The organism is Mesorhizobium sp. M0854, from assembly GCF_040319815.1.
Taxonomy (GTDB): Bacteria; Pseudomonadota; Alphaproteobacteria; order Rhizobiales; family Rhizobiaceae; genus Mesorhizobium.
In genome coordinates, this window is record NZ_JAMYOL010000002.1 from 398,178 (window position 1) to 419,811 (window position 21,634).

The window sequence follows — 21,634 nt, forward strand, 5'->3', positions numbered from 1 at the left end:
AATTCAGGCAGCCACGATGGCGCCAACGGTCGAACAGGCCAGGACTTGCTTTACACCCGCGTTCATAAACACCCAGAACGCGCGGCGATGGCAGGAATGGTCGATATGGTCGCGCGGATTGCCGTGCGAATACATGCACAACGCGCGTTTCGCTTTGCCTTCCGCGGTAATCGAGGCATCTGAACAGAAAGCATATCCGACAATATTGCCGCGGACTGCCTTCCGGACGCCCACATAGGTGAACAAGTACGCTCCCGTGGTGAACCCGACCCAAAGCGCTTCTCCCACTGGCGAAGAGACTGCACCATCAAGGTCCGGTGTCAAACACCCAGTTTCGAACCGGCTCTCAGACCGCCTGCTGCTGGAGCCGCATGTTCTCGCGGTACAGGCTGATGTGGTCCTTGAAAATACCGCCGACACAATCCTGGAAGGTCGGCAGCGTCGCGATGTCGATGGCGACGCCCTTGGCAAACCAGGCGATGATCTCGTCGGATTCCGTCATATACTGTCCCGGCGTTAGCTCGACAGTTGGAAAGCCGACCTTGGGCAGGTGCGCGGCGAGCTTCTCTGTGATCTGGCACTTCTCTTTGCTGCCCTGTTCGACCAGCCGGATGTCGACCTGGTCGAGCAGTCTCGCCTCAAGCAGGAACACGCGAACCTTCATGCAGAACGGGCAGCCATGGAGCAGGTAGACGATGGGCTTGAACACGGTATTGGTCATGGCAAATGCCTTTTGCCGGATGCACTGCGGGTTGGCCGTGGGGCGGCTATGCGCGCTCGAATATGCCGCCGCATGACCCCGTTCGGCCGCCGGCGTTGCAAGCGCACCGGCAGGCCGATATTCAGACATGCGGAATGATCAAGCCAAAACAGCGATTTCCGCTGCGAAGTCGCGATAGGAGCGCAGCGGGCGACCCAGCATGCCGGTCAATCGATCAACATCCCCTGCCTCAGGGACCATGCCAACCACAAGGAAGCGCTCGGCCATGAGACGCATGTCGAGCGCCATCCAGCTCGGTGCGTAATTTCGGAGGTTTTGCTCGAACCCAGCGGTATCGTCGCCGCCATAGTGGATCGTCCGGCCAAGAACATTCGACCAGATGGCGGCGACATCGGCACCGGTCAGCGTGTCGGGACCAACGACATTGATCCGCTTGAGAGGAAGCGGCTCGCTTGCCTGCTCACGGCGAACCAGCTCGATGGCTGCGATCTCACCGAGATCGCGCGCGTCGACCATCGCGATGCCTTTGTCACCGATCGGCATCGGATAGACACCGTGACCGAGCACCACGTCCTTCACCGAATAGTCGTTGTTGATGAAGTATGCAGGCCGCAGGATGGTGGCGTTGAAGCCCAGCTGCTCCAGCATGCGTTCGACACTGAACTTACCGGCGAAATGCGGCACGTTCACGTAGATGTCGCTGTGAAGCACGGACAGATAGACGATCCGCTTGATCCCGGCCTCATGGGCCAGATTGAGGGCGATCAGCGCCTGGGTAAACTCGTCGGGCACCACGGCGTTGAGCAAGAACAGGGTGGACACGCCCGAGAAGGCCGTGCGCAGCGCATCGACGTCAAGCAGATCGCCTTCGGCGAGGGCAACGGCGGCTGGTAAATTGGCCTTCGAGGGATCGCGGACGAGCGCGCGCACATTAGCGCCGCGCTTGATGAGCTGATCGACGACATTGCGGCCGACGGTTCCGGTTGCACCGGTGACGAGGATAGTCATGTGGTCACTCCTGCTTTTATCAGATCGTTAGCGCTATTTAGGAGTCCACAAACGCACCGGAAGCTGCCATTTGTAGACACCCTGTCTCACTGGTGGAACACATGGACCTGCTCGCCCTAGCCGACTTCAATCTGGTTGCACGTCATGGTGGATTCGGGCGAGCCGCGCGCGCCACAGGGCGCCCCAAGGCGACGCTCTCGCGGCGCGCCGCAGAACTGGAGAATAGCTTGGGCCTACGCTTGTTCGAGCGCGGGGCGCGTGCCCTGAAGCTCACGCAGGAGGGAAAGGACCTGCATGAGCGAACCAGTCGCTTGCTGACGGAAGTGGAGGAGACGGCCGCAGCGATTGCGTCGGGAGACCGGGAACCGCGTGGAAATTTGCGGATCAGTGCACCGTTGCTCTTCTCTCAACTTGCGATGGGTAAGCTGGCGGCAGGCTTCTCGCTCAAATATCCCGACGTTATCCTTGAAGTCACGACCGAAGACCGTGCAGTCGACATGGTCGAAGAAGGGTATGACCTGGCCATTCGCGTCAATCCGCGTTCCGATGAAAGCCTGGTGGGACGGGTCTTCATGCGTGATCGGCTTGTGATCGTGGCGAGCCCGCAAGTGGCGAGACCGCGAGACGGAGACGCCGCTCCCGCTGTCGTGCGGAGCTCGGACAGAGGACTCTCGTTGTGGAATATCAAACCGGACACGGGGCCGACGACGATCGCGTTCACCCCGGTGCTCAGCCTGTCGTCGCTCATCATGGTTCGCGATGCGGTCGTCATGGGCGTGGGTGCGGCACGGTTGCCGGTATCGCTCGTGAGTCATGATCTGGCCGCCGGCACGTTGGTGCATTGGGGGGACGTGGATGGTCCGGATACGGCCCTGTGGACGCTCTACCCGTCGCGGCGCCTGTTGAATGCCCGCGTCTCCGCCTTTCTCGACCATCTGAGAGGAGCGTTCCCAAAAGGAACTCCCGACGAATTGGCAGCGTTCATTCGGATTTGAAGCCGCCACGGTTACCTTCTGTCGGCCAACGCCATCACCCACGTCGCGGGCCAGCTTGATCCAATAACGCAAGCGACGACCGCCAGAAGGTGGCTGCTGCAGTCCGATGAACTACAGCAGCCGACGCATCAGCCCGCAAGCCGCGGATAGTCCGTGTAGCCGGCCGCGCCACCGCCATAGAAGGTGGATGGATCGGGCTCGTTGACGGGCGCGCCCAATCGTAGACGCTCGACGAAGTCGGGATTGGCCAAAGCCCAACGGCCGATCGAGGTCATGTCTGCCTGGCCCGAGACGATGTCCTGGTCCAGGGCTTCGCGTGTGCGGCCAAGCCGCAGCACCATCAGGGTCGTGGGCCACGCACGGCGGATGTCGGCGAGGAACTCGTCGCCCCCGCCATACATCAGATGGAGATAGGCCAGTTTCAGTGGTGCCAGCGCGGCGACCAGTTCGCGATAGAGCGCAGGACTCTCCGGACCTTCATCAAGCCCGCCCAAAGGCAGGCCTGGCGAAAGGCGGATAGCGGTGCGATCGGCGCCGATCTCATCGGCGACAGCCTGCGCCACTTCGACAGCGAACCGAATGCGGTTAGCGATCGGCCCGCCATAGGCGTCGGTCCGGTGATTGGCGTTCGGCGCAAAGAACTGATGGACGATATAGCCGTTGGCGCCGTGAATCTCGACGCCGTCGGCGCCGGCATCGATAGCCAGCCGCGCGGCCCGCCGGAAGTCCTGCACCGTGGCGGCGACTTCCTCGGTCGTCAGCGCGCGCGGCTCGGGGATGGGCTGCATGCCGCTCGCAGTGAACATCTGCTCACCGGGCGCGACGGCCGATGGGGCGACGGGCTGACGGTGATGCGGCGTGTTGTCCGGGTGCGACATGCGGCCGACATGCATGAGCTGCAGGAAGATCTTCGCGCCTTTTGCGTGAACCGCATCGGTGACCTTGCGCCAGCCGGCGACATGTTCGGGTGCGTGGATCCCCGGCGTCGCGAAATAGCCCTGGCCATCGGCCGAGGGTTGCACACCCTCGGTTATCAGCAGGCCAAGGGAGGCGCGCTGGGCGTAGTATTCAGCGGCGTGCTCGCCCGGTACGCCGTTGAACTCGGCACGGCTGCGAGTCATCGGGGCCAAGGCCAGGCGGTGGGGCAGGTCCATTTGGCCCACGCGGACCGGACTCCAGATAGTCGTCATGATAAACTCCTTGAAAGTTGAAAACTTGGTGATCAGCGGGTGAAATCAGCGACGATCTTGCCGGGTGCGTGGCCGGTGCGATTGCGCTCGATTGCGGAAGCCAAATCATCGAAGCCCACCACGTCGGCGATCGTCGATCGCAGGGCGCCGACGGCGACCTGCTGGGCGATCGCGGTCAGGCGCGCGGTATCAGGTTTGTTCGATAAAAAGACGCCGCGGCGGCCTGGCGGCGTACGTGATGCGAGGTCCGTGGCGGCGATGCTTACGAGAAGGCCATCGGGCGACAGGACTGCCCAGGAGCGGTTCACGACCTCACCACCGACGAGGTCGACGACGAAATCGATGTCGCGCGCAAGCAGCTCGAAGTTCTGCTGCCGATATTCGATCACCTCGTCCGCGCCGAGCGCCCGGACATGTGGCAGGCTATTGGTCGAGGCCGTGGCAAAGACCGTCGCTCTGGCCGCCTTGGCGAACTGGACGGCAAAGCCGCCCACGCCGCCGGCTGCGCCATGGATCAGCACCCGCCGTCCGGAGAGGTCGAAATCCGCCGCCTGAATGACATGCCAGGCTGTCATCGCCGCGACCGGAATGGCCGCCGCCTCCACGTCGGACAGTGATGCCGGCGTCAGGACGAGCTTCTCGGCGTTGATGACCAGATGGTCGGCGTAGGCTCCGACGCCATCGATGGCGGCCATAACCCGATCCCCGGGCTTCACGCCTGTGACGCCGGGGCCGGTCCGAAGCACGACGCCGGCCATTTCGATGCCAAGCGTCGCGGGCAGGGTCAGCTTGAAGCGCTCGCGGAGGTAGCCTTCACGGATTTTCCAGTCGATACCGTTTACCGCGGCGGCCTTGACCGACACCAAGACCTCGCCCGGACCCGGCTCGGGCGCGGATACGCTATCGACTGTCAGCGATTCGGGGCCGCCATAGGCTTGAAGACGTAAGGCTCGGCCGGGGGCAAGCGGTTCGGATGTGGAGGCCCCGCGCTTGAGATCAGCGGATTGGATCATGTAGGTTCTCCTTCTTGGCAGAAGGTATGCGTTCGAAATCCGCGCCATAAGTCATCGAAATAAGACAGTCTGTCTCGCTGGAGAGACACCTAATGGCCTTCCGGCGTCTCCAATTTCGTATTTGTGGCCTTATCCGTACGGTGCTTTTCGGCCAGGCGGAAAAGCGGTCGGCCGACGGCGACCTTGTAGCGGCGCGTGATCGGGCTCGTCGATCATCAGCGCCAGGATCAGATGGGCCATGAGCCAGCTTCGGACGAGCCGCTCATCGCGTGCAGGAAGCTTATGGGTGCCCATGCCGCTCTTGAGCCGCTTGAAGGCGAGTTCTGCCAGTGTCTCGATCGAATACTAACCATAGCCTTCGGCCGGGTCCGCAGAGTGCACAGCCGCCGATCTCCATTGGCCGTCGGGCGCCCGTCCTCAGCCGGCGTGATATTCGAGCATGATGTCGATCAGCGCTCTGACTTTGCGTGGCGGGAAGTCGCCGGGAGGACGCACCACATAAAGCCCTGCCGCGACCACCGTGTGGTCGGCAAGCAGGGGGATGAGCGCACCGGAGGCGATGTGGGGCTCGATCAGGAAATCCGGCAGGGCCGCCACGCCGAGTCCGGCCAGCGCCGCCGAAAGCAGCGCTTCGCCGTTATCCGCCTTGAAACGACCGTGAGGATGGACCGCGATCGTTTTGCCTCCCTCGACGAACCGCCATGCTTCGGTCCCCTGCAACAGGCACTCGTGATCCGCGAGTTGACCAAGCGTTTGCGGTGCCCCATGCCCGGCGACATAGGCGGGGCTGGCGACAAGCATGCCGGATATGGGCCGAATGCGTCTGGCGATCAGGCTCGAGTCAGGCAGAAATCCCGCCCTGATTCCCGCGTCGAAGCCCTCGGAAATCAGATCCACGAAACGATCGCTGTAGGCTGCATGAACATGCAGCAAGGGATGGCGTCGAGCGAGTTCGGCAAGAACCGGGGCGACAAGCCTCGGCCCGCCAGACAGGGGCGCGGCGATACGCAGCAGCCCGCGCACCGCGCCATCGGGTGCTATTGCATCCTGTGCCGCCTCGAACTCGCCGAGGATGCGAGTGGCGTGGTCGCGGAACGTCGCGCCGGCCTCCGTCAAGGCGGCGCCGCGAGTCGTGCGAGAGAGCAACTGGCTTCCGAGCGTTTCCTCCAGCCGAGCCAGTCGGCGGCTGACGACGGATTTTGCGACGCCCAGCCGCCGCGCGGCAGGCGATATGCCTCGCCCCTCCGCGATCTCCACGAAAGTCCTGACGTCCTCAATCTCCATAGCGTTCCGCTTTCAGCAACAATCAATCGCAAAACCGGAGGCTATCTTAAGCCGACAAGGAACGCCATCCTTTGTGGGTCAGTTCATCCGGCATAGCCGCGCCGGACCAACCCCATGGAGAAATAGATGAGCGTGCAAGACGTGTGGAAATACGAAGAATCTGCGCTGGTGCTGATCGACTACCAGCCGGAAATGTTCAGCCAGATCCGATCCGAAACGCCGGCCAACCTGGTCGAGCTCAACGTGCGGCTACTGATCAGGGCTGCACGGGCTTTCGACATGCCCATTATTCTCTCGACGGTCGGTGCAAACATGGGTGTCAACGGCCCCACGGTTCCGGCGATCCTCGCCGAACTGCCCGGCATCGAGGTGATCGATCGCTCGACAATGAACTCGTGGGAAGATCCGGCCTTTCGCGCCGCGGTCGAGAAGACCGGCCGCAAACGGCTGATCATCGGCGCCCTCTGGACCGAGATCTGCCCTGCCTTCCCGGTCATCGATGCGCTCAAGGACGGCCATGACGTGGCTTTCCCGGTCGACGCCGTCGGCGGTCGGTCGCAGCTTGCCCACAGCACGGCGATCCAGCGGCTCACTCATGCCGGGGCGGTCCCCAGTACGGCCTTGGCTGTCGTTACCGAACTCTTCCGCGACTGGGCGGGGCCGGTGGCCGACAAGGCCCGCACGCTGGTGTACTGGTATTACGAGGAGCTTGCGAAGCTGCAGGGTCCGGCCGCAAAGGCCGCCTGAAGCGCCAGGCCGAGCACGGTTGGAGCGGCGGGGAAGCCTCTGACAGAGCCGATTTTTCCCGCCTGTTCTACCGGCAGCACCGGCGAGCCCCGCATAGTCGGCTCTCCCGCCGCCAATTTCCCTATTTTCGAAAAGGACGATCAAAATGAAAACTCAAACCGGCGCCGTTCGCGGCCCCATCAATCGTTGGAGCCTGGCGCTGTGGATCGCACAGGCGCTCCTGGCTCTCCTCTATCTGGCAGCCGGTGGCGCGAAACTGACACAGCCCATCGACGCGCTCGCCGCGAGCATGAGCTTCGTCACCCATGTACCGGAAGCCGTCACACGGCTGATCGGCACTCTCGAAGTGCTGGGCGCTGTCGGTCTCATCCTGCCGGCCGCGACGCGGATCAAGCCCTGGCTGACGCCGCTGGCGGCTGTCGGGCTTTCACTCATACAGGTGGGGGCGATCATCACGCATGCGCTGCTCGGCGAGACGGCCAAGATGCTGCCCATCAACCTGACGCTGCTCGCCTTGTCCTTGTTCATTGCCTGGGCCCGGCTGCGGAAAGCCAAGATCCCGGCTCGCTGAGCATGGCGAGTCACGAAGAGGGTAGGCCGGCCCGCCACTCGCGGATCACGACCCGTTGACGCAGACATCTACCGACATCGAGCCCCTGGAGCTTCAAAATGCAATTCGGAATCTTCTCTGTCAGCGACGTAACGCGCAACCCGATCACAGGCGTCACGCCGAGCGAGGCGCAGCGGATCGATGCGATCGTCAAGATCGCGAAGCGGGCGGACGAGGTCGGGCTCGATGTCTTCGCCATCGGCGAGCACCACAACCCACCCTTTTTCTCGTCCTCGCCGACGACTCTGCTCGCCCATATCGCCGCGCAGACGCAGCGCATCATCCTCACCACCGCCGTGACGCTCATCACGACCAATGACCCGGTGAAGATCGCGGAAGACTACGCGATGCTGCAGCATCTCTCGAAGGGGCGGATGGACCTGATGCTCGGCCGCGGGAATACAGTGCCGGTCTATCCCTGGTTTGGGAAGGATATGCGTGACGGCGTCGCACTGGCGCTCGAGAACTACAATCTGCTCCACAAGCTGTGGCGCGAGGACGTTGTCGATTGGCAAGGCAAATTCCGGACCCCGCTGCAAGGCTTCACGTCGATCCCGCGTCCGCTCGACGACGTTCCTCCCTTTGTCTGGCACGGCTCGATCCGCACTCCGGAGATCGCCGAGCAGGCGGCTTTTTACGGGAACGGCTATTTCGCCAACAACATCCTTGCGCCCAACCTGCACTTCCTGCCGCTGGTGAACTTCTACCGCGAGCGGTTCGAGCATTACGGACACGGCACCAAGGAGCAGGCCGTCGTCGGGCTTGGTGGCTATGCCTTCATCGCCAAGCGCTCGCAGGACGCATACGACCGATTCCGGCCCTATTTCGAAGGCAGCCCCATCTACGGAAAGACCTATCGGCTGGAAGAATATTCGCGCGATACGCCGCTCAGTGTTGGCAGCCCGCAGGAGGTCATCGACAGGACGCTGACTTTCAGGGAAGCCTTCGGTGACTACCAGCGGCAGCTCTGGGTTCTCGACGCCATGGGGCTGCCGCTGGAGATGGCTCTCGAGCAGGTCGAGCTGCTGGGCACTGAGGTGGTGCCCGTGCTCCGCAAGGAGATGGCGGCGCGACGCTCGCCGGGCGCCGCCATAGCCCCGACGCACCGGAGCCTGGTGGAAGTCAAGTATGGAGACCAGCCGCCGCGCCAGCCGAGCCCCAATGCCAATCGCGGAGACAACCTGACGGACGGCCGGCCGTATCACGATAACGACAAAAGCGAATCGGCCCGCTCTCCGCTGGTCGTGGGGCAGGCCGCCCGGTCCGGCAATGTCGCAAAGCGGTAGGCCCCCGGTGGTGTCTTCAGGGAAAGGATTAGAGAGATGACGAAGACCATCGAGAACAGGGGGAAGCCCATACGGCTCGTCGTGGTGAACGCAGGCGTAAATGATCCCTCCACAACGCGGATGCTGGCCGACCGCATCGCACAGAAGAGCATCGAACGTATCACTGGTACGGGAAAGACCGCCGTCCTTAGCGTCATCGACCTGGCTCCGCTTGCAGTCGATATTGCGCGTGCCGTGGTGGCTGGTTTTCCCGAGGCCAAGGTGCAGTCCGTAATCGAAACGCTTGCCGGCGCGGATGCCGTCGTTGCCGCCACGCCAGTCTACAAGGCCGGTGTCAGCGGGCTGTTCAAGTCGTTCATCGATATCCTCGACAACGACTTGCTCATTGCCAAACCGGTGATCCTCGCCGCGACTGCCGGCACCGCCCGCCATGCGATGGTCGCGGACGCGCAGATGCGCCCACTTTTCGCGTTTCTGCGCACTTTTCCCGTGCCAACGTCGATCTTTGCTGCCCCGGAAGATTGGGGGTCGCCGGAGCTCGGCGGTCGCATCGATCGAGCTGCTACCGAGCTCACCCAGTTCCTGTTGAGTGGCACCAGCCGATCCATCGCGGACGCGGCATGGAAAGGCTATCAACACCAGTTCGCAGGCAATGCGGCGCGCGCGGAGCGCAGCGCTGCCGATGTCAATTTCGACACCGATCTGATGAAGCTGGCCGCAGGAGGGACGGCTGTAGAGCGGATGATCGTCAGAGGCTGAGGGAGCTGAATTTCCTTGCCCAATCCTTTGGCCTGGCAATCCACCACCATATGGAAATGCTGTTCATGCAGCCGTGCTCTATTGGTTCCTCTCGATTGGGCTAGATCTCATCCAGCATCGGCTTGAAGTGAAACTCGGCTGTGGTTACAGGGCCGCCTAACCTCTCGATCACAGATGCTCAACGGACCTTGAACCATGACTGACGGCGGGATGGGCCGTCTCCTCGATCGGGGAACACCGAGAGTCTCGACGACGGCTTTGGCATTGCCCGAGGTGCAGCAGATGTCGGACTCAGCCGTCACGGCGGCGGAAATGTTGACGTAGGTGACAATTGGAATGCCGGATACCGCTGTCGCAGCAGGCGGATGTTGGCACCACCAGATAGCAGGCTCGGCCCTGAAATCATTGAGGATTTTTGGACAGGGCGCTACCAAAGTTTCAGTTTTTGTTGTTATTTCAATAGCTTATCCGTAGGGTGGTAGCGGGAGAGGGACTTAAATTATCAGTAAAAACAACGCCTTAGCTGGTATTAAATCAACATTATGGGCTGCGCGAGTCCACATTTTTGACCTTTGCCAAAGAATAAAGGAAACCTGATCGCTATCGGCGGCAGCCGTGCGTAAGTCATGATCCCATGGAGAGACGAACCGGCGGCGATCTCCGGTTGAAGCTACAAAACGCGGAAGCTTAGAAATTTAGGGTACCAATGTAATAATCACGGTCTGCCAAACCCTCGTCATCTAGCCAGTCTCTCATTTCGTAATCCGGATTAGAGACGTAGCAGTGCACCTTTTTCCCATCGGGAACGAATGTGATGTCCCAGGCGCGGGTTTGTGTGAGGGTGTTGTAGCCGGTGTAGTAGTGTAGATCGCGAGAAGGTGCCTCGCCTAGCACAACGATTTCAGGCTGAAGTTTGTCCAGCCAGCTATTCGGAAGCTTTCCCGAATAGCGTCCATGATGGGGTGCGAACACTACCGTGGTGCGCGGCAGCTCGATATCGTCGAGGATGTCTTCCATGAATTGGGTTTCCAAATCGCCAATCCACATGAAGCTTGCACTTTCCTCAATCGCGTAACGCGCGACCAAAGAGATATTGTTAAAGGCGGTTCCATCTGCTGCTTCCTGGAGGGCGGCTTTAAAATGCGCGTTTTCTCTGTTCGGCCAGTGAATCTGAATGCCTGATGTGCTCCGTTGCCCATCACCCAGATTCATCCATTTCCTGGAGCAGCCTTTATATACATAGAATGCTTTGTCACCATCGCGCAACTTACAGTAATGCTTAAATGATTCTGTTCTAATTTTCTTCGTGGCAGCGTTATGAGCCACATAAAAGTTGTAAATTGGCAACTTTTCATCGAGGTATTCAAGGCCCTGAATGTGATCTTCGTCAGGATGGGTAGAAATGAACCGAGTTATACCTCTACCGGATGACTCCTTTTTGAGCTCATCGGTGATACTTTCCTTGAATTCACCGAACAACTGACAGTCGATAATGGTGAAATTGTCGCTGTTGTGCCTTATATAAAACATATCGCCAACGCCTACGGCATAAGATTTCACGACAGCCATCGTCAGCCCTCCCGATTGTGATGTAGGATCCGCTTTTCTATAAACGCGGCCTGATTCCTGTATGAAAGAAGGAAGAGAACTGCGAGGAAAATAACCGTTCCTACCTCGACTGACCGCAAGGACCATCCATAACGAGCGGCTAGCAGTTTGACCCCATAGGCCAGCAGTGCAAGGAGCAAGACCGAGCAAATAGAGCGGTAGAGGTTGCTGGACTCCAACAGTACTGCCATTTTTGGATCTTTGGCTTCGGCGATAATAAATTGAGAGTAATCCCCATACTTAACGAAATTGATCTTTCGCAAAATTGGCTGCAATATTACTGATCCAACACGACTAACGACCATTCCAAGAAAGTAATACATTATTATATCAATTACAGTTGATGGCGATTGAAAATTGTATACATCCAATCGCTGCATTATGAAGGCAAATACAGCGCCGGGGATTAAATTAGTAAAAATATTATATGATGAGAGCTTTGATATTATATCGCCCATCCCAACCCACCCAGAACAAACCGAATTTTTATATACTGGTAAATTAGCTTCAACGGAAGCGCTGCATCGGTCTATTCACTGAGGAATTACCTTCCTCACTAGCCAGGAATGGCTATGCAGGTCGTTGTCGGGCGCGGCTCCACGCCACGCCTTCTATGGCGCGCTCTCATTGGGTGGGCTGGCGTACGCGCTTCCGCCTTAACCGGCTGAGTGCGTGTGTGCGCATTAACGCTAAGGGATCGAGTTAGCGCATCTCGCTTCTGCCTGATGGTGCAGCTGTTGGTGGGTTTCGGTCGTCAGGGGGTCCGATCCCGGAACTCTATTTGGTGCGCTTATTTTGCGGCGCGATTACTGATGCAAAAATGTGGACTCGAGCCGAGGGACGCATACCCACAAATGAGTCCGCACTAGCGGCTAAATCGATTTATGTCCCTATGCCGCAAGCGATCAACCCGTTGATTTCATTGGCCTTTTAGCCGTCGTTGAGAGGGCTGGTAGCGGGAGAGCGCTACCGCCTTTCCCCCCACTCATCGAGCTGCCAGTTCCGACTTCGCTGCAGCGGCTGATGAGGCCGTCCTGGCTACAAATCTGGCGCAAGGAGTGCCTTGCCCTCCGAAGGCTCGTGTCAAGCGGCTGTCTATTCCTGCGGGGTCGGACCGGCGCCCGCTACTGGCGAAGCCGACCCAGCCTGCCTCGTGCACCTCAGGCAATGTTATGCGATGCGTTTGTGACGTTCCTTCCGGTTCGAATCTGCTCTGTTGTGAAGCCTATAGCATTATAATAGCATAATTCTGATCGAAGGTGGGGAATGACGCATGCGATGCGATTTGAGAGGTAAGACAGCGCTGGTCACTGGTGCAGCGGGAGCGATCGGCAGCGCTATCGCCAAACGGCTGTCCGACAATGATGCTGCAATCGTTGTCGCCGATATCGACATGGAAGGCGCCGAGCGCGTAGCGGCAACCCTGAGCGGCGCGATGGCCTGTGCCGTCGATATCCGCGATCCCGCCTCGGTGGACGACGCGATCGCCGCCACCATGGCGCGCTACGGCCGCCTCGACATTCTCGTCAACAATGCCGGCGTCAACACACTGGCGCACCGCGTCACCATCGATGAATTCCCAGTCGAGGAATGGGATCGCATCACGGGCATCGATCTCGACGGCCTCTACATCATGAGCCGCGCGGCGCTTGTGCCGATGCTTGCCGCCGGCAGAGGCGGCCGCATCGTCAACATCGCCTCGGTGGTCGGCTTGGCGGCGATGCGCCTGCAGAGCCCGTTTGTCGCCGCCAAGGCCGGCATCATCCACCTGACGCGCTCGATGGCGATTGAACTGGGCGAAAAGGGCATCCTGACCAATGCGATCGCGCCGGGTTCAGTGATGACAGCGCTCACCGCCAAACTGTTCTATGGCGAGGACGGCAAGTTCGCCGGACGTACCGAGGAGTTCCTCGCCCATGTGCCGCTTGGCCGGCCCGCCCGGCCGGAGGAGATCGCCGAGGCGGTGCTGTTCCTTGCTTCCCCCATCGCCAGTTATATCAACGGCCAGGTGCTGGCCGTCGATGGCGGCTGGACAGCAGGATACATGATGTGAGTGCGGGCATGGAAATCGATCTCGAGGGCACTGCTTACGCAGTCGATGGCGACACAAATCCGGTGGCCGAGGCCGCACTTGCCGCGTTGCAGGCCAATGGCGGCCATCTGGTCGAGGGTTCCCATGCACGGGCCGCCGATATCCTGCTGATCTCCTGCGCGTTGTGGCCAGGATCGGCGACGCGCGATCCGCGGTCTCACTACGCCGATGCGCGCAAGGCTGCCGTGACCATGACCGAGCGCGGCAGCGGGCGCATCGTCTTCCTGCTGTCGGTGACCGCCGGCATGCCGATGCGCCGCCATCCGCGCTTTTCCATGGAGAACGCCTCGATCCTTGCCGGTATGCGCACGCTGGCCATGGAGTTCGGCCCTAAGGTGCTGGTCAATGCCGTCGGCGTCGGCGCGGTCGAAGATGAAACCATGGTTTCCGGCGACAAAGCGATGCTCAGCCACACGCCGGCCGGCCGCTCAGGCAGCATCGAGGAAGCGGTTGCGGCCGTGCTGTTCTTCTGCGATCCGCTCAACACCTACACGACGGGCCAGATGCTGAGCGTAGACGGTGGATGGACGGCAGGCTATGGGCGCAATTTCTGAATGGGTGAACATCGGATCGGGAGCGCTCGAAGTCGCCCTGGTGCCGCAGATCGGTGGCTCCGTGAGTTCGCTACGCTGGCGCGGCATCGACCTCATGCGCCGGCTCTCGGACGAGGAACGCGAGGCCGGCAATGTGCTTGGCGTCGCCATGTTCCCGATGACGCCCTATGCCAACCGCATCGCCGGAAATGCCTTTGAGTTCGGGGGAAAAAGCTGGCTGGTGCAACCCAACAATCCGCCCGAAAAATTCAACGTGCATGGCAGCGGCTGGCAACACGCCTGGACTGTCACCAAGGCAGGCGCCACCGACGCGACGCTGTCGCTGGACATCGCCGCGGGACCGGAGCCCTATTCCTACCGCGCGACGCAGGCTTTCGTAGTCTCCGAGGAGGGCCTTAGCGTGACCATGACACTGACCAATACTGGGCCGGTCGACATGCCGTTCGGCTTTGGCCTGCATCCCTGGTTCGATCGCAACCCGGACGTGACGCTGCAGTTCAAGGCCAGGCACTTCTATCTCGAAGGACCGGAGAGCATTTCCGGTGATCGGATCACGCTTCCACCCGAACTCGACTATGCCGAGACCCGGCCCTTGTCGGGCGGCTGGCGCAACAACGACTATGGCGGCTGGAGCGGCGAAGCGACCCTTCGCTTTCCGTCACGCGGCGTCGGGTTGCGGATCGCTGCGGATCCCGTCTTCAAGCATCTGATGCTTTATGCCGATCCCACAAAACCGTATTTCTGCGTCGAGCCGCAAACCAACACCTCCGGCGCATTCAACCGGGGCAGATGGGACGATCCGGACGAAGGCGTGATCGTGCTTGCCCCCGGCGAGAACGCTGCTGGCACAGTCTTGTTCATGCCCTTTGCGGTTAACACCTAGAGCAGCCGCGCCAACAGGCCGCCATCCACCTGCATGGCGCTGCCGGTCACGAAGGACGCGGCATCGGAGATCAGGAAGCCTATTGCCGTGGCGATCTCCGAAGGGTTGGCGATGCGCGCGATCCTGTTGGGCTCGAAGGACAGGCCCAGTGCTTCCGCACCGCCGGCCGCTTCCAGCCCGTCCAGCGTCATCCTCGTGGCGACGGAACCGACCAGCACGGCGTTGACGCGGATACGGTCGACGGCATAGTCAAGCGCCATCTGCCGCGACAGGCCGACGACCGCCGCCTTTGTCGCAGCATAGGCAGGCACGCCGGGAACCGTTGCGTCGGCATGCACGGAGGCGATGTTGACGATCGAGCCGCCGCCGGCCGCGCGCAGCAGCGGCAAGGTCGCGCGGCAGACGCGAAAGATGGCCGTCAAATTGACGGCGATGGTCCTGTCCCACTCCTCGTCGGAAAGCTTTTCAAGCCGCTTGCCGGTCGGATAGATGCCGGCGCAGTTGATGACCGCGTCGAGACCGCCAAACCGCCCTGTCGCTGCCGCCACGGCCGCCTGCACCTCGGCCTCGCGGGTGAGGTCGCTCTGGTGAAAGATCAGCTGGCTTCCGGTATAGCGACCGGCGAGCGCGTTTCCCTCTTCGCCATCCAGCCCTGCGCCAAAGACCTTGGCACCTTCGGCGGCAAGGTACTCCGCTGTCGCCCGGCCGATACCGGTCGCAGCCCCCGTGACGAAAACGCGTTTGCCGGCAAAGATCATGCAGAGACCTGTGAAGCTATCACGTGGCGTTCCGCTTGCGCTGCCGTCACCGAGCGCAGCACGCGGTCTTCGCCGCCTTCGCCGCGGCCGAATTCGTCGACGATGCGGCCATCGGCAACGACGAGGCAGCGGTCGCAAAGGCCGATCAGTTCTTCAAGCTCGGAAGCGACGATGAGCAAGGCCACGCCTTTCTCGGCGAGCTCAACCACAAGCCGGTAGATCTCGTGCCGGGTTGCCGCGTCGACGCCCTTGGTCGGCTCGTCGAGCAGCAGCACTTTCGGCGCCCGCATCAGCACGCGGGCAAACAGCAGCTTCTGCTGGTTGCCGCCCGAAAGATGGGTGACCGCGGTCTGCGGCGACGATGCCTTGACGTTGAGCGCGCGCATGGCGGCGAGAATCGAGCTGCGTTCCAGTCGGCCGCGCACCATGCCATGCCGCGATAGGGGCGCGAGATTGCCGATGGTGATGTTGGCGCCGACCGGCAGGTTGAACAGCAGGCCGTCGCGCTTGCGATCCTCGGTCAACAAGGCGATGCCGGCGGCGCGGGCATTGCTTGGCGATTTGATCGCTACAGGCTGATCAGCGACACGGATTTCGCCCTCGGCCGGCACCCGGCCATAGATGCCGTGCAGGATCTCGCTGCGGCCGGAACCGAGCAGCCCCGCCAGTCCAACGATCTCGCCGGCGGCCACCGAGAGGTTGATATCCTTCGCGCCATGAACAGCGCCGCTGTGGCCGGCGACAGTGAGACGGCGAACCTCCAGCGCGGTCGGCGCGCCGACAGGTGCAACATGCTCGGGAAACAGCCGATGCAGCCTTTGGCCCGACATCGAGAAGATGAAGGTCTCGGCATCGAAATCCTCCCTTGCGATGCGTACCGCCACTTGTCCGTCACGCAGCACGGTGGCGCGGTCGCAGATGGCGAGCACTTCGGGCAGGCGATGGGTGATGTAGATCATCGCCACGCCTTGCGCCTTCAGGCGCCGCAGTACGCTGAACAGCGCGTCGACTTCCGAGCCCGACAGCGAGGCCGTCGGCTCGTCCAGCATCAGCACGCGCGGCTTCAGCACGATGGCGCGCGCAATCATCACCAGATGGCGCTGCGCCGAGGTCAGCGACGCGACATAGGCCCGGGGATTGATGTCGATGCCAAGCTCGGCAAAGATCGCGCCGGCGCGCTGCTCGAGCTGGCGCTGGTGGACGAGCATGCCGTCACTGAGACCGGTCCGGCCGGCAAAGACGTTCTCGGCGACCGAAAGCTGCTCGAGCACCTCGATTTCCTGCGGCACATAGCCGACGCCGTTCGACCGCGCATCGGCAGGCGAGGCGAAACTGACCGGCCGGCCGTCAAGTTGGATGGCGCCGGTGTAGGAGCCGGCCGGATGCACACCGTTGAGGATTTTCACCAGGGTCGATTTGCCGGCGCCATTCTGCCCAAGCAGGGCATGGATTTCGCCCGATGTCACATCGAAGTCGACACCACGCAGTGCTTGCACGCCGCCAAAATTCTTGGCGATTGCGTGGGCCGAGAACAGAGGCGCTTGGGCGGTGTTGGACACGGCGATCCTCTCAAAAGGCACCGGGCCCGCGCAAGCGGACCCGGCGGGAGCTGTTACTGGCCGGCGCTGTCCAGCATCTTGTAGTAGGGGGCGAGGTCGGCTGATGTGATCACCTTGGCCGGCAGCGGATTGCTGTAGGGCACGGTCTTGCCCTGGGCCAGATCGCCCAGCAGCTCGGCGACCTTGGCGCTCTCTTCATAGAGCGGCTGCGCGACGATGCCGTAGGCGGCGCCCGATTTTACCAGATCGAGGTTCTGCCGAATATAATCCATGCCGATGATGACGACATCGCGCCCGGCCTTGCGGGCCGCCCCCGACCAGGTCTGGATGCTGTTGCCGGTAGTGCCGAAGGCGGCGGTCACGTCGGGATTGCCTTGCAGGATCGCCACCGCCTTGGCTTCCGCCGCCGAGGGTTCGAAGCCTTCCATCTGGGTGTCGAGCACCTTGATGCCGGGATATTTCGCGGCGATGGTCTTGCGGAAGGCATCCGACATGGCGTTTTCGGTGTCGTTGGAGGCGCCTTGCGTCAGTGCCACCGTGCCCTTGCCGCCGAGCTTGTCGCCGATGGCGATCGCGGCGTTGGTCCCGGCCTCGGCGATGTTCTCGCCCGTTGCCGCTTTCAGCCCGTTTACGGTCCCTTCGGGCGGCAGCACGTGCCAGGTGACGATCGGGAAGCCCTCCTTGGCCAGCTTGGAGATGTAGGTATAGATGGCCGGATCGGGACCGTAGACGCCGACGGCATCGTATTTGGTGCGGGCGAGGGCGGCTTCGGCAAGCGGCAGCGTCGCCGGAATATCCCAGTTGGTGGCGCTCGGGTCGCCGACGACCTCGCAGGTGTAGCCAAGCTCCTTGCACTTGTTGAGGAAACCGGCCTGCATCAGCCGGTGCACGGGATGATCCTTCATCGCCTGCACCCAGAGCAGGTGGATGTCCGCCGCCTGGGCAATGCTCGCTAAACCGAGCGATGTGGCTACTGCCGCCGCGCCAAGCGCGCTGCGTATCAGTCCGTTCTTCAGATTTATTCTCATGTCGTACCTCCCTTGGTTCTCCGGCATTTTTTTCCGGCTCAAATGTCCACTTCCCCGCGGTTTGCTCAGGCTCCGGCGATGAAGTAGCGGCGGCGCACGATGTCGAGGCCGACGGCCATGACCATGATCACCCCGACCGCGATCTGCTGCCAGTTGGAGTTGACGCCGATGACGACGAGGCCGCTCTGCACCACTTTCAGCATGAGAATGCCGACGACGCCGCCGGCCACCGTGCCGGCGCCGCCGAACAGGCTGACGCCGCCGACCACGACACCGGCGATGACCGTCAGTTCCCAGCCGCTGCCGATCGAAGTGCCGCCGCTGCCGAGATCGGCCATCACGAACATGCCGGCGATCGCCGACAGCGCGCCGACGGCGATGAAGGCGCCGATCTTGTAGGCGCTGGTGTTGATGCCGACGAGATGCGCCACTTCCTTGTTGCCGCCGGTGGCATACATGTTGCGCCCGAGAACGGTGCGCCGCAGCACGAAGTCGGCAAGGATGGCGGCGACGATGAAGAAGGCAAAGCTCCAGCCCAGCCCAAAGGCGAGATCGGTGCCGCCGATCGCGTTGATCGCCTCGGGCAGCGGATAGACGGGATAACCATCCGTCACCACCTGGATCAGGCCCTGGCCGATGAACAGCATGCCGAGCGTCTGGATGAAGGCGGGGATGCCGACCCTGACGACGATCAGGCCATTCAGCAGGCCGATCAGGGCACCGACGGCAACGCCGCCGAGAACGCCGACGGTCACCGGCAGGGCGGCCGCGGTCATCAGCTTGGCGGCGATCACGGCGGACAACCCGGCCACCGAGCCGACCGACAGGTCGAATTCGCCGGCGACCAGCAGGATGGTCTGGCCGATGGCGATGATGCCGACAAAGGAGACGACGTTGAGAATGGCGCGGATGTTGCGCTCCGACAGGAAAGCCGGTTCGATCAGCCAGAAGAAGGCGATCAGCAACGCCATGGCCGCCAGCACGCCGACTTCGCCGACGGCAATCAAGCCGATCAGTCGCCGCCGGAACGATCGCGCGTCCCGGAGCGGCGCGCTCACCTCAGCCGCGCTGTTCATCCTGACCTCCCTGGCGGTGCCTGTCGCCGGCTCTTGCGGCCGGCTCCATTCACCTGTGCCGATCCTCGGCGCACTCCTCTTGGCCATTAAGATTATAATATTATAACTTGTCAACGGCGAATTTCCTGGCAGTGCATAGCCAGCTCCATCGCTGGAATGCATTCGCGGCAACCGCTATGAATGGGTGTTTACGCCGCGATCCGCGGGACATTGCTGACGGATCGCGCTCTCTTGGAGCATGGTGATGGTCGACGAGCCGCCGGCGGGCGAGAAGAAGCGGCAGCGCCTTGGTGTCCGCGAGATCGCCAAGCGCGTTGGTGTCGCGCCGATGACGGTATCGCGGGCGCTGTCCAATCCCGACATGGTCTCGCCCGAGACGCGCGCGAAAGTGCTTGAGGCCATCGAGCAGGCCGGCTTCGTGCCCAACCGGCTGGCCTCCAGCATGCGCGGCAATGGCCGCATGATCGGCACGGTGGTGCCGCCGCTGATCAATTCGGGCATTGCCGAACAGGTGCAAGGCATGTCGGACGAATGCCATGAGAGCGGCTACTCGATGCTTCTGGTGCAAGGCGAATTCACGCAGGAGGCCGAGGAGAAATCGATCCGCAACCTGCTTGGCTGGCGCCCGGTCGGCATGATCCTGCAGAGCTTCGTACAAAGCGAGGCGGCGCGCGGGCTTCTGAAGAGCAGCGGTGCGCCGATCGTCGAGATTTCCGAAATCAAGGGCCGCAAGCCGATCGACATGGTGGTCGGCGTCTCCAACTTTGAGACGGCCTATGCCATGACCATGCATCTGGCCGCCAAGGGCTACAAGCGCATCGGCTTCGTCTCGACGCCGATCCATGGCAATGATCGCCTACAGCAGCGCCGCACCGGCTATCATGCCGCGCTCACCGAACTCGGCATCAAGAACCATGCCGACATGGAGGTCGAGGTGCCGATCACCGCGCAAGGCGGCGCCGAGGCGCTGGTGACGCTGACCTCCCGTCACAGGGATATCGATGCCATCTTCTTCTCCAGCGACACGCTGGCCGTCGGCGCCGTGCAGGAGTGCCACCGCCGGCGCTGGGCGGTGCCGGGCAGGATCGCGATTGCCGGCTATGGCGACATGGATCTGGCCGCGCAGCTCTATCCGCCGCTGACCACGGTAAAGGTCAACCGCTACGAGATGGGCCGGCGCGCCGTGCGGCAATTGCTGGCAAGGCTCGGCGGCGACACCAAGGTGCCGACCATCACCAGCCTCGGCTTCGAGATCGTCGACCGCGAAAGCGCCTGATCAGGGTTTCTTCCTGCCGGTCTCTTCATGTCGTCCGAGGCGCTTTTCCCAGCCTTCGGCGTGGACGTTGAGATAGGCATCGGGATCGTAGGGATGATCCTTGATCGCATCGATGTTGAGATCGATGCCGAGCCCCGGCGCGTCCGGCAACGACAGGTGGCCATTGTGGGAATTGACGGTTGGGTGCCAGGTCACCAGGTCGCGTGTCCACGGGTCGTTAAAGGCGTCGAAATGCTCCTGGATAAGGAAATTCGGCACCGCTGCCGCGAGCTGCAGGCACACCGCCGTAGCCACCGGTCCACCGCTCTGGTGCGGCGCGATATGGCTGCCATGCGCGAGCGCCAGATTGGCCACCTGCATCGACGGCCCGATGCCGCCGAGCGACATCGGCTCAGGCTGGAAGATGTTGACGCCGCCGCCGGCGGCCAGCGTGTAGAACTGGCCGACCGTGTCGTACATCTCGCCGGTCGCAACCGGGATCGGCGAGCGATGCGCCACTTCGTGCACGGTCTCCTGCCGGTCGCGCGAGGTCGGCTCCTCCCACCAGTAAATGTCGAGATCGGAAAATTTCTGGGCTGCCTGAAGCGCCGCGATCTCGGTGAAGCGGGCATGCACGTCGATCAGGATCAGCGTGTCCGTGGGCAAGCTGTCGCGCAGCATCCGGCAGATAGCGTAGGAGAGGTCCAATTCCTCGCGCGAAATAAACCCTTGCGCGGTGCCGAACGGGTCGAGTTTGAATGCCTTAAAACCCTTGGCCAAAACCGCTTTGGCGGCCTCGAGGAAGGCTTCCGGTGTGCGTTCGGTGCGGTACCAGCCATTGGCGTAGCCGAGCACGCTGTCGCGCACCTGGCCGCCGAGCAACTGGTGGATCGGCACGCAGAGGCTCTTGCCCAGGATATCCCAACAGGCGACCTCGATCGCCGCGATCACCGTGCGGTGGATATGGCCGCCATCGAGCGAAACGCTGTCCAGCAAGCGCTTGGCCAGCGCATTGATGCGGCGCGGGTCTTGGCCGATGGCGAGATGCTTGAGCTCGTGTACCCCGGCTTCGGTGGTCTTGATGAAGCCGTTCAGCGTGCCTTCGCCAACGCCGTGGATGCCTTCGTCGGTATGCACTTTGACGAACAGCCAGTTCTTCCAGCCCGCGCCGGCGGCAAAGGTCTCGATCTCTGTGATCTTCATGCGGC

22 protein-coding genes and 1 pseudogene are annotated in these 21,634 nt (G+C 61.9%); 9 read left to right on the forward strand and 14 right to left on the reverse strand.

Going from position 1 to position 21,634, the window contains the following annotated elements:
* Window positions 1-3: 3 nt before the first annotated feature.
* From NKH99_RS04795 to NKH99_RS04805, 3 genes are all read right to left on the reverse strand, one after another.
* Window positions 4-246 carry a hypothetical protein gene (locus NKH99_RS04795; RefSeq protein ID WP_352469668.1) on the reverse strand — a complete coding sequence of 81 codons (243 nt, stop codon included), beginning with the start codon at window positions 244-246 and terminating at the stop codon, window positions 4-6.
* Between the two features lie 100 nt (window positions 247-346).
* On the reverse strand, window positions 347-721 hold the full coding sequence (locus NKH99_RS04800; RefSeq protein ID WP_352767270.1) for a glutathione S-transferase N-terminal domain-containing protein: 375 nt from the start codon (window positions 719-721) through the stop codon (window positions 347-349).
* A gap of 138 nt (window positions 722-859) precedes the next feature.
* Window positions 860-1,729: an NmrA/HSCARG family protein gene (locus tag NKH99_RS04805; protein ID WP_352469670.1), complete on the reverse strand. Its 870-nt coding sequence runs from the start codon at window positions 1,727-1,729 to the stop codon at window positions 860-862.
* 101 nt (window positions 1,730-1,830) lie between these two features.
* Here NKH99_RS04805 and NKH99_RS04810 point away from each other — a divergent pair, with 101 nt between their 5' ends.
* Window positions 1,831-2,724 (forward strand): LysR family transcriptional regulator, encoded by an 894-nt coding sequence (locus tag NKH99_RS04810; RefSeq protein WP_352767274.1) that lies wholly within the window; start codon window positions 1,831-1,833, stop codon window positions 2,722-2,724.
* A gap of 128 nt (window positions 2,725-2,852) precedes the next feature.
* On the opposite strand, the gene NKH99_RS04815 is transcribed toward NKH99_RS04810, so the two are convergent.
* From NKH99_RS04815 to NKH99_RS04825, 3 genes are all read right to left on the reverse strand, one after another.
* Window positions 2,853-3,914, reverse strand: coding sequence for an alkene reductase (locus tag NKH99_RS04815; RefSeq protein ID WP_352469672.1), 1,062 nt, complete (start codon window positions 3,912-3,914; stop codon window positions 2,853-2,855).
* A gap of 32 nt (window positions 3,915-3,946) precedes the next feature.
* A complete protein-coding gene (locus NKH99_RS04820; RefSeq protein ID WP_353012914.1) occupies window positions 3,947-4,927 on the reverse strand; it encodes an NADP-dependent oxidoreductase in 981 nt (326 codons plus the stop codon).
* A gap of 417 nt (window positions 4,928-5,344) precedes the next feature.
* On the reverse strand, window positions 5,345-6,211 hold the full coding sequence (locus tag NKH99_RS04825) for a LysR family transcriptional regulator (protein WP_352539260.1): 867 nt from the start codon (window positions 6,209-6,211) through the stop codon (window positions 5,345-5,347).
* A 126-nt stretch (window positions 6,212-6,337) separates the two neighbouring features.
* On the opposite strand from NKH99_RS04825, the gene NKH99_RS04830 reads away from it, so the two are divergent.
* The 4 genes from NKH99_RS04830 (at window position 6,338) to NKH99_RS04845 (ending at window position 9,613) form a co-directional block, all read left to right on the forward strand.
* Window positions 6,338-6,958, forward strand: coding sequence for an isochorismatase family protein (locus NKH99_RS04830; protein WP_353012917.1), 621 nt, complete (start codon window positions 6,338-6,340; stop codon window positions 6,956-6,958).
* A gap of 145 nt (window positions 6,959-7,103) precedes the next feature.
* On the forward strand, window positions 7,104-7,529 hold the full coding sequence (locus NKH99_RS04835; protein WP_352767280.1) for a DoxX family protein: 426 nt from the start codon (window positions 7,104-7,106) through the stop codon (window positions 7,527-7,529).
* 98 nt (window positions 7,530-7,627) lie between these two features.
* On the forward strand, window positions 7,628-8,854 hold the full coding sequence (locus NKH99_RS04840; protein WP_353012920.1) for an LLM class flavin-dependent oxidoreductase: 1,227 nt from the start codon (window positions 7,628-7,630) through the stop codon (window positions 8,852-8,854).
* A 36-nt stretch (window positions 8,855-8,890) separates the two neighbouring features.
* Window positions 8,891-9,613: a CE1759 family FMN reductase gene (locus tag NKH99_RS04845; protein ID WP_352469679.1), complete on the forward strand. Its 723-nt coding sequence runs from the start codon at window positions 8,891-8,893 to the stop codon at window positions 9,611-9,613.
* A gap of 227 nt (window positions 9,614-9,840) precedes the next feature.
* Here NKH99_RS04845 and nadA read toward each other — a convergent pair.
* From nadA to NKH99_RS04860, 3 genes and pseudogenes are all read right to left on the reverse strand, one after another.
* Window positions 9,841-9,983, reverse strand: a pseudogene (gene nadA / locus NKH99_RS04850) (quinolinate synthase NadA); the annotation flags it as partial.
* 317 nt (window positions 9,984-10,300) lie between these two features.
* Window positions 10,301-11,182, reverse strand: a complete 882-nt coding sequence (locus NKH99_RS04855; RefSeq protein ID WP_352817916.1) for a ComEC/Rec2 family competence protein — start codon at window positions 11,180-11,182, stop codon at window positions 10,301-10,303.
* A 2-nt stretch (window positions 11,183-11,184) separates the two neighbouring features.
* On the reverse strand, window positions 11,185-11,544 hold the full coding sequence (locus NKH99_RS04860) for a hypothetical protein (RefSeq protein WP_353012923.1): 360 nt from the start codon (window positions 11,542-11,544) through the stop codon (window positions 11,185-11,187).
* Between the two features lie 950 nt (window positions 11,545-12,494).
* Here NKH99_RS04860 and NKH99_RS04865 point away from each other — a divergent pair.
* The 3 genes from NKH99_RS04865 to NKH99_RS04875 are packed head-to-tail and all read left to right on the forward strand — an operon-like array spanning window position 12,495 to window position 14,750.
* On the forward strand, window positions 12,495-13,274 hold the full coding sequence (locus NKH99_RS04865; RefSeq protein ID WP_353012926.1) for an SDR family NAD(P)-dependent oxidoreductase: 780 nt from the start codon (window positions 12,495-12,497) through the stop codon (window positions 13,272-13,274).
* An 8-nt stretch (window positions 13,275-13,282) separates the two neighbouring features.
* The gene (locus NKH99_RS04870) at window positions 13,283-13,867 is read left to right on the forward strand and encodes an SDR family NAD(P)-dependent oxidoreductase (protein ID WP_352817910.1); all 585 of its coding nucleotides are present in this window, start codon (window positions 13,283-13,285) and stop codon (window positions 13,865-13,867) included.
* Entirely contained in the window at window positions 13,851-14,750 is a 900-nt protein-coding gene (locus tag NKH99_RS04875) for an aldose 1-epimerase (protein WP_353012931.1), read from the forward strand. Before NKH99_RS04870 ends, NKH99_RS04875 begins: the two co-directional genes overlap by 17 nt.
* Here NKH99_RS04875 and NKH99_RS04880 read toward each other — a convergent pair.
* The 4 genes from NKH99_RS04880 to NKH99_RS04895 all read right to left on the reverse strand — a co-directional run bounded on the left by NKH99_RS04880 (window position 14,747) and on the right by NKH99_RS04895 (window position 19,171).
* On the reverse strand, window positions 14,747-15,508 hold the full coding sequence (locus NKH99_RS04880) for an SDR family NAD(P)-dependent oxidoreductase (protein ID WP_352539251.1): 762 nt from the start codon (window positions 15,506-15,508) through the stop codon (window positions 14,747-14,749). The genes NKH99_RS04875 and NKH99_RS04880 overlap by 4 nt on opposite strands.
* Window positions 15,505-17,067 (reverse strand): sugar ABC transporter ATP-binding protein, encoded by a 1,563-nt coding sequence (locus NKH99_RS04885; protein WP_353012934.1) that lies wholly within the window; start codon window positions 17,065-17,067, stop codon window positions 15,505-15,507. Before NKH99_RS04885 ends, NKH99_RS04880 begins: the two co-directional genes overlap by 4 nt.
* A gap of 53 nt (window positions 17,068-17,120) precedes the next feature.
* The gene (locus tag NKH99_RS04890; protein ID WP_353012937.1) at window positions 17,121-18,095 is read right to left on the reverse strand and encodes a sugar ABC transporter substrate-binding protein; all 975 of its coding nucleotides are present in this window, start codon (window positions 18,093-18,095) and stop codon (window positions 17,121-17,123) included.
* Window positions 18,096-18,160: 65 nt separating this feature from the next.
* Complete coding sequence (locus NKH99_RS04895; protein ID WP_353012940.1) at window positions 18,161-19,171, reverse strand: ABC transporter permease; 1,011 nt, start codon at window positions 19,169-19,171, stop codon at window positions 18,161-18,163.
* Window positions 19,172-19,415: 244 nt separating this feature from the next.
* Between NKH99_RS04895 and NKH99_RS04900 the strand changes: the two genes are divergently transcribed.
* Complete coding sequence (locus NKH99_RS04900) at window positions 19,416-20,447, forward strand: LacI family DNA-binding transcriptional regulator (protein WP_353012943.1); 1,032 nt, start codon at window positions 19,416-19,418, stop codon at window positions 20,445-20,447.
* Here NKH99_RS04900 and NKH99_RS04905 read toward each other — a convergent pair whose 3' ends face one another.
* Window positions 20,448-21,629, reverse strand: coding sequence for a mandelate racemase/muconate lactonizing enzyme family protein (locus tag NKH99_RS04905; RefSeq protein ID WP_353012946.1), 1,182 nt, complete (start codon window positions 21,627-21,629; stop codon window positions 20,448-20,450).
* Window positions 21,630-21,634: the final 5 nt, after the last annotated feature.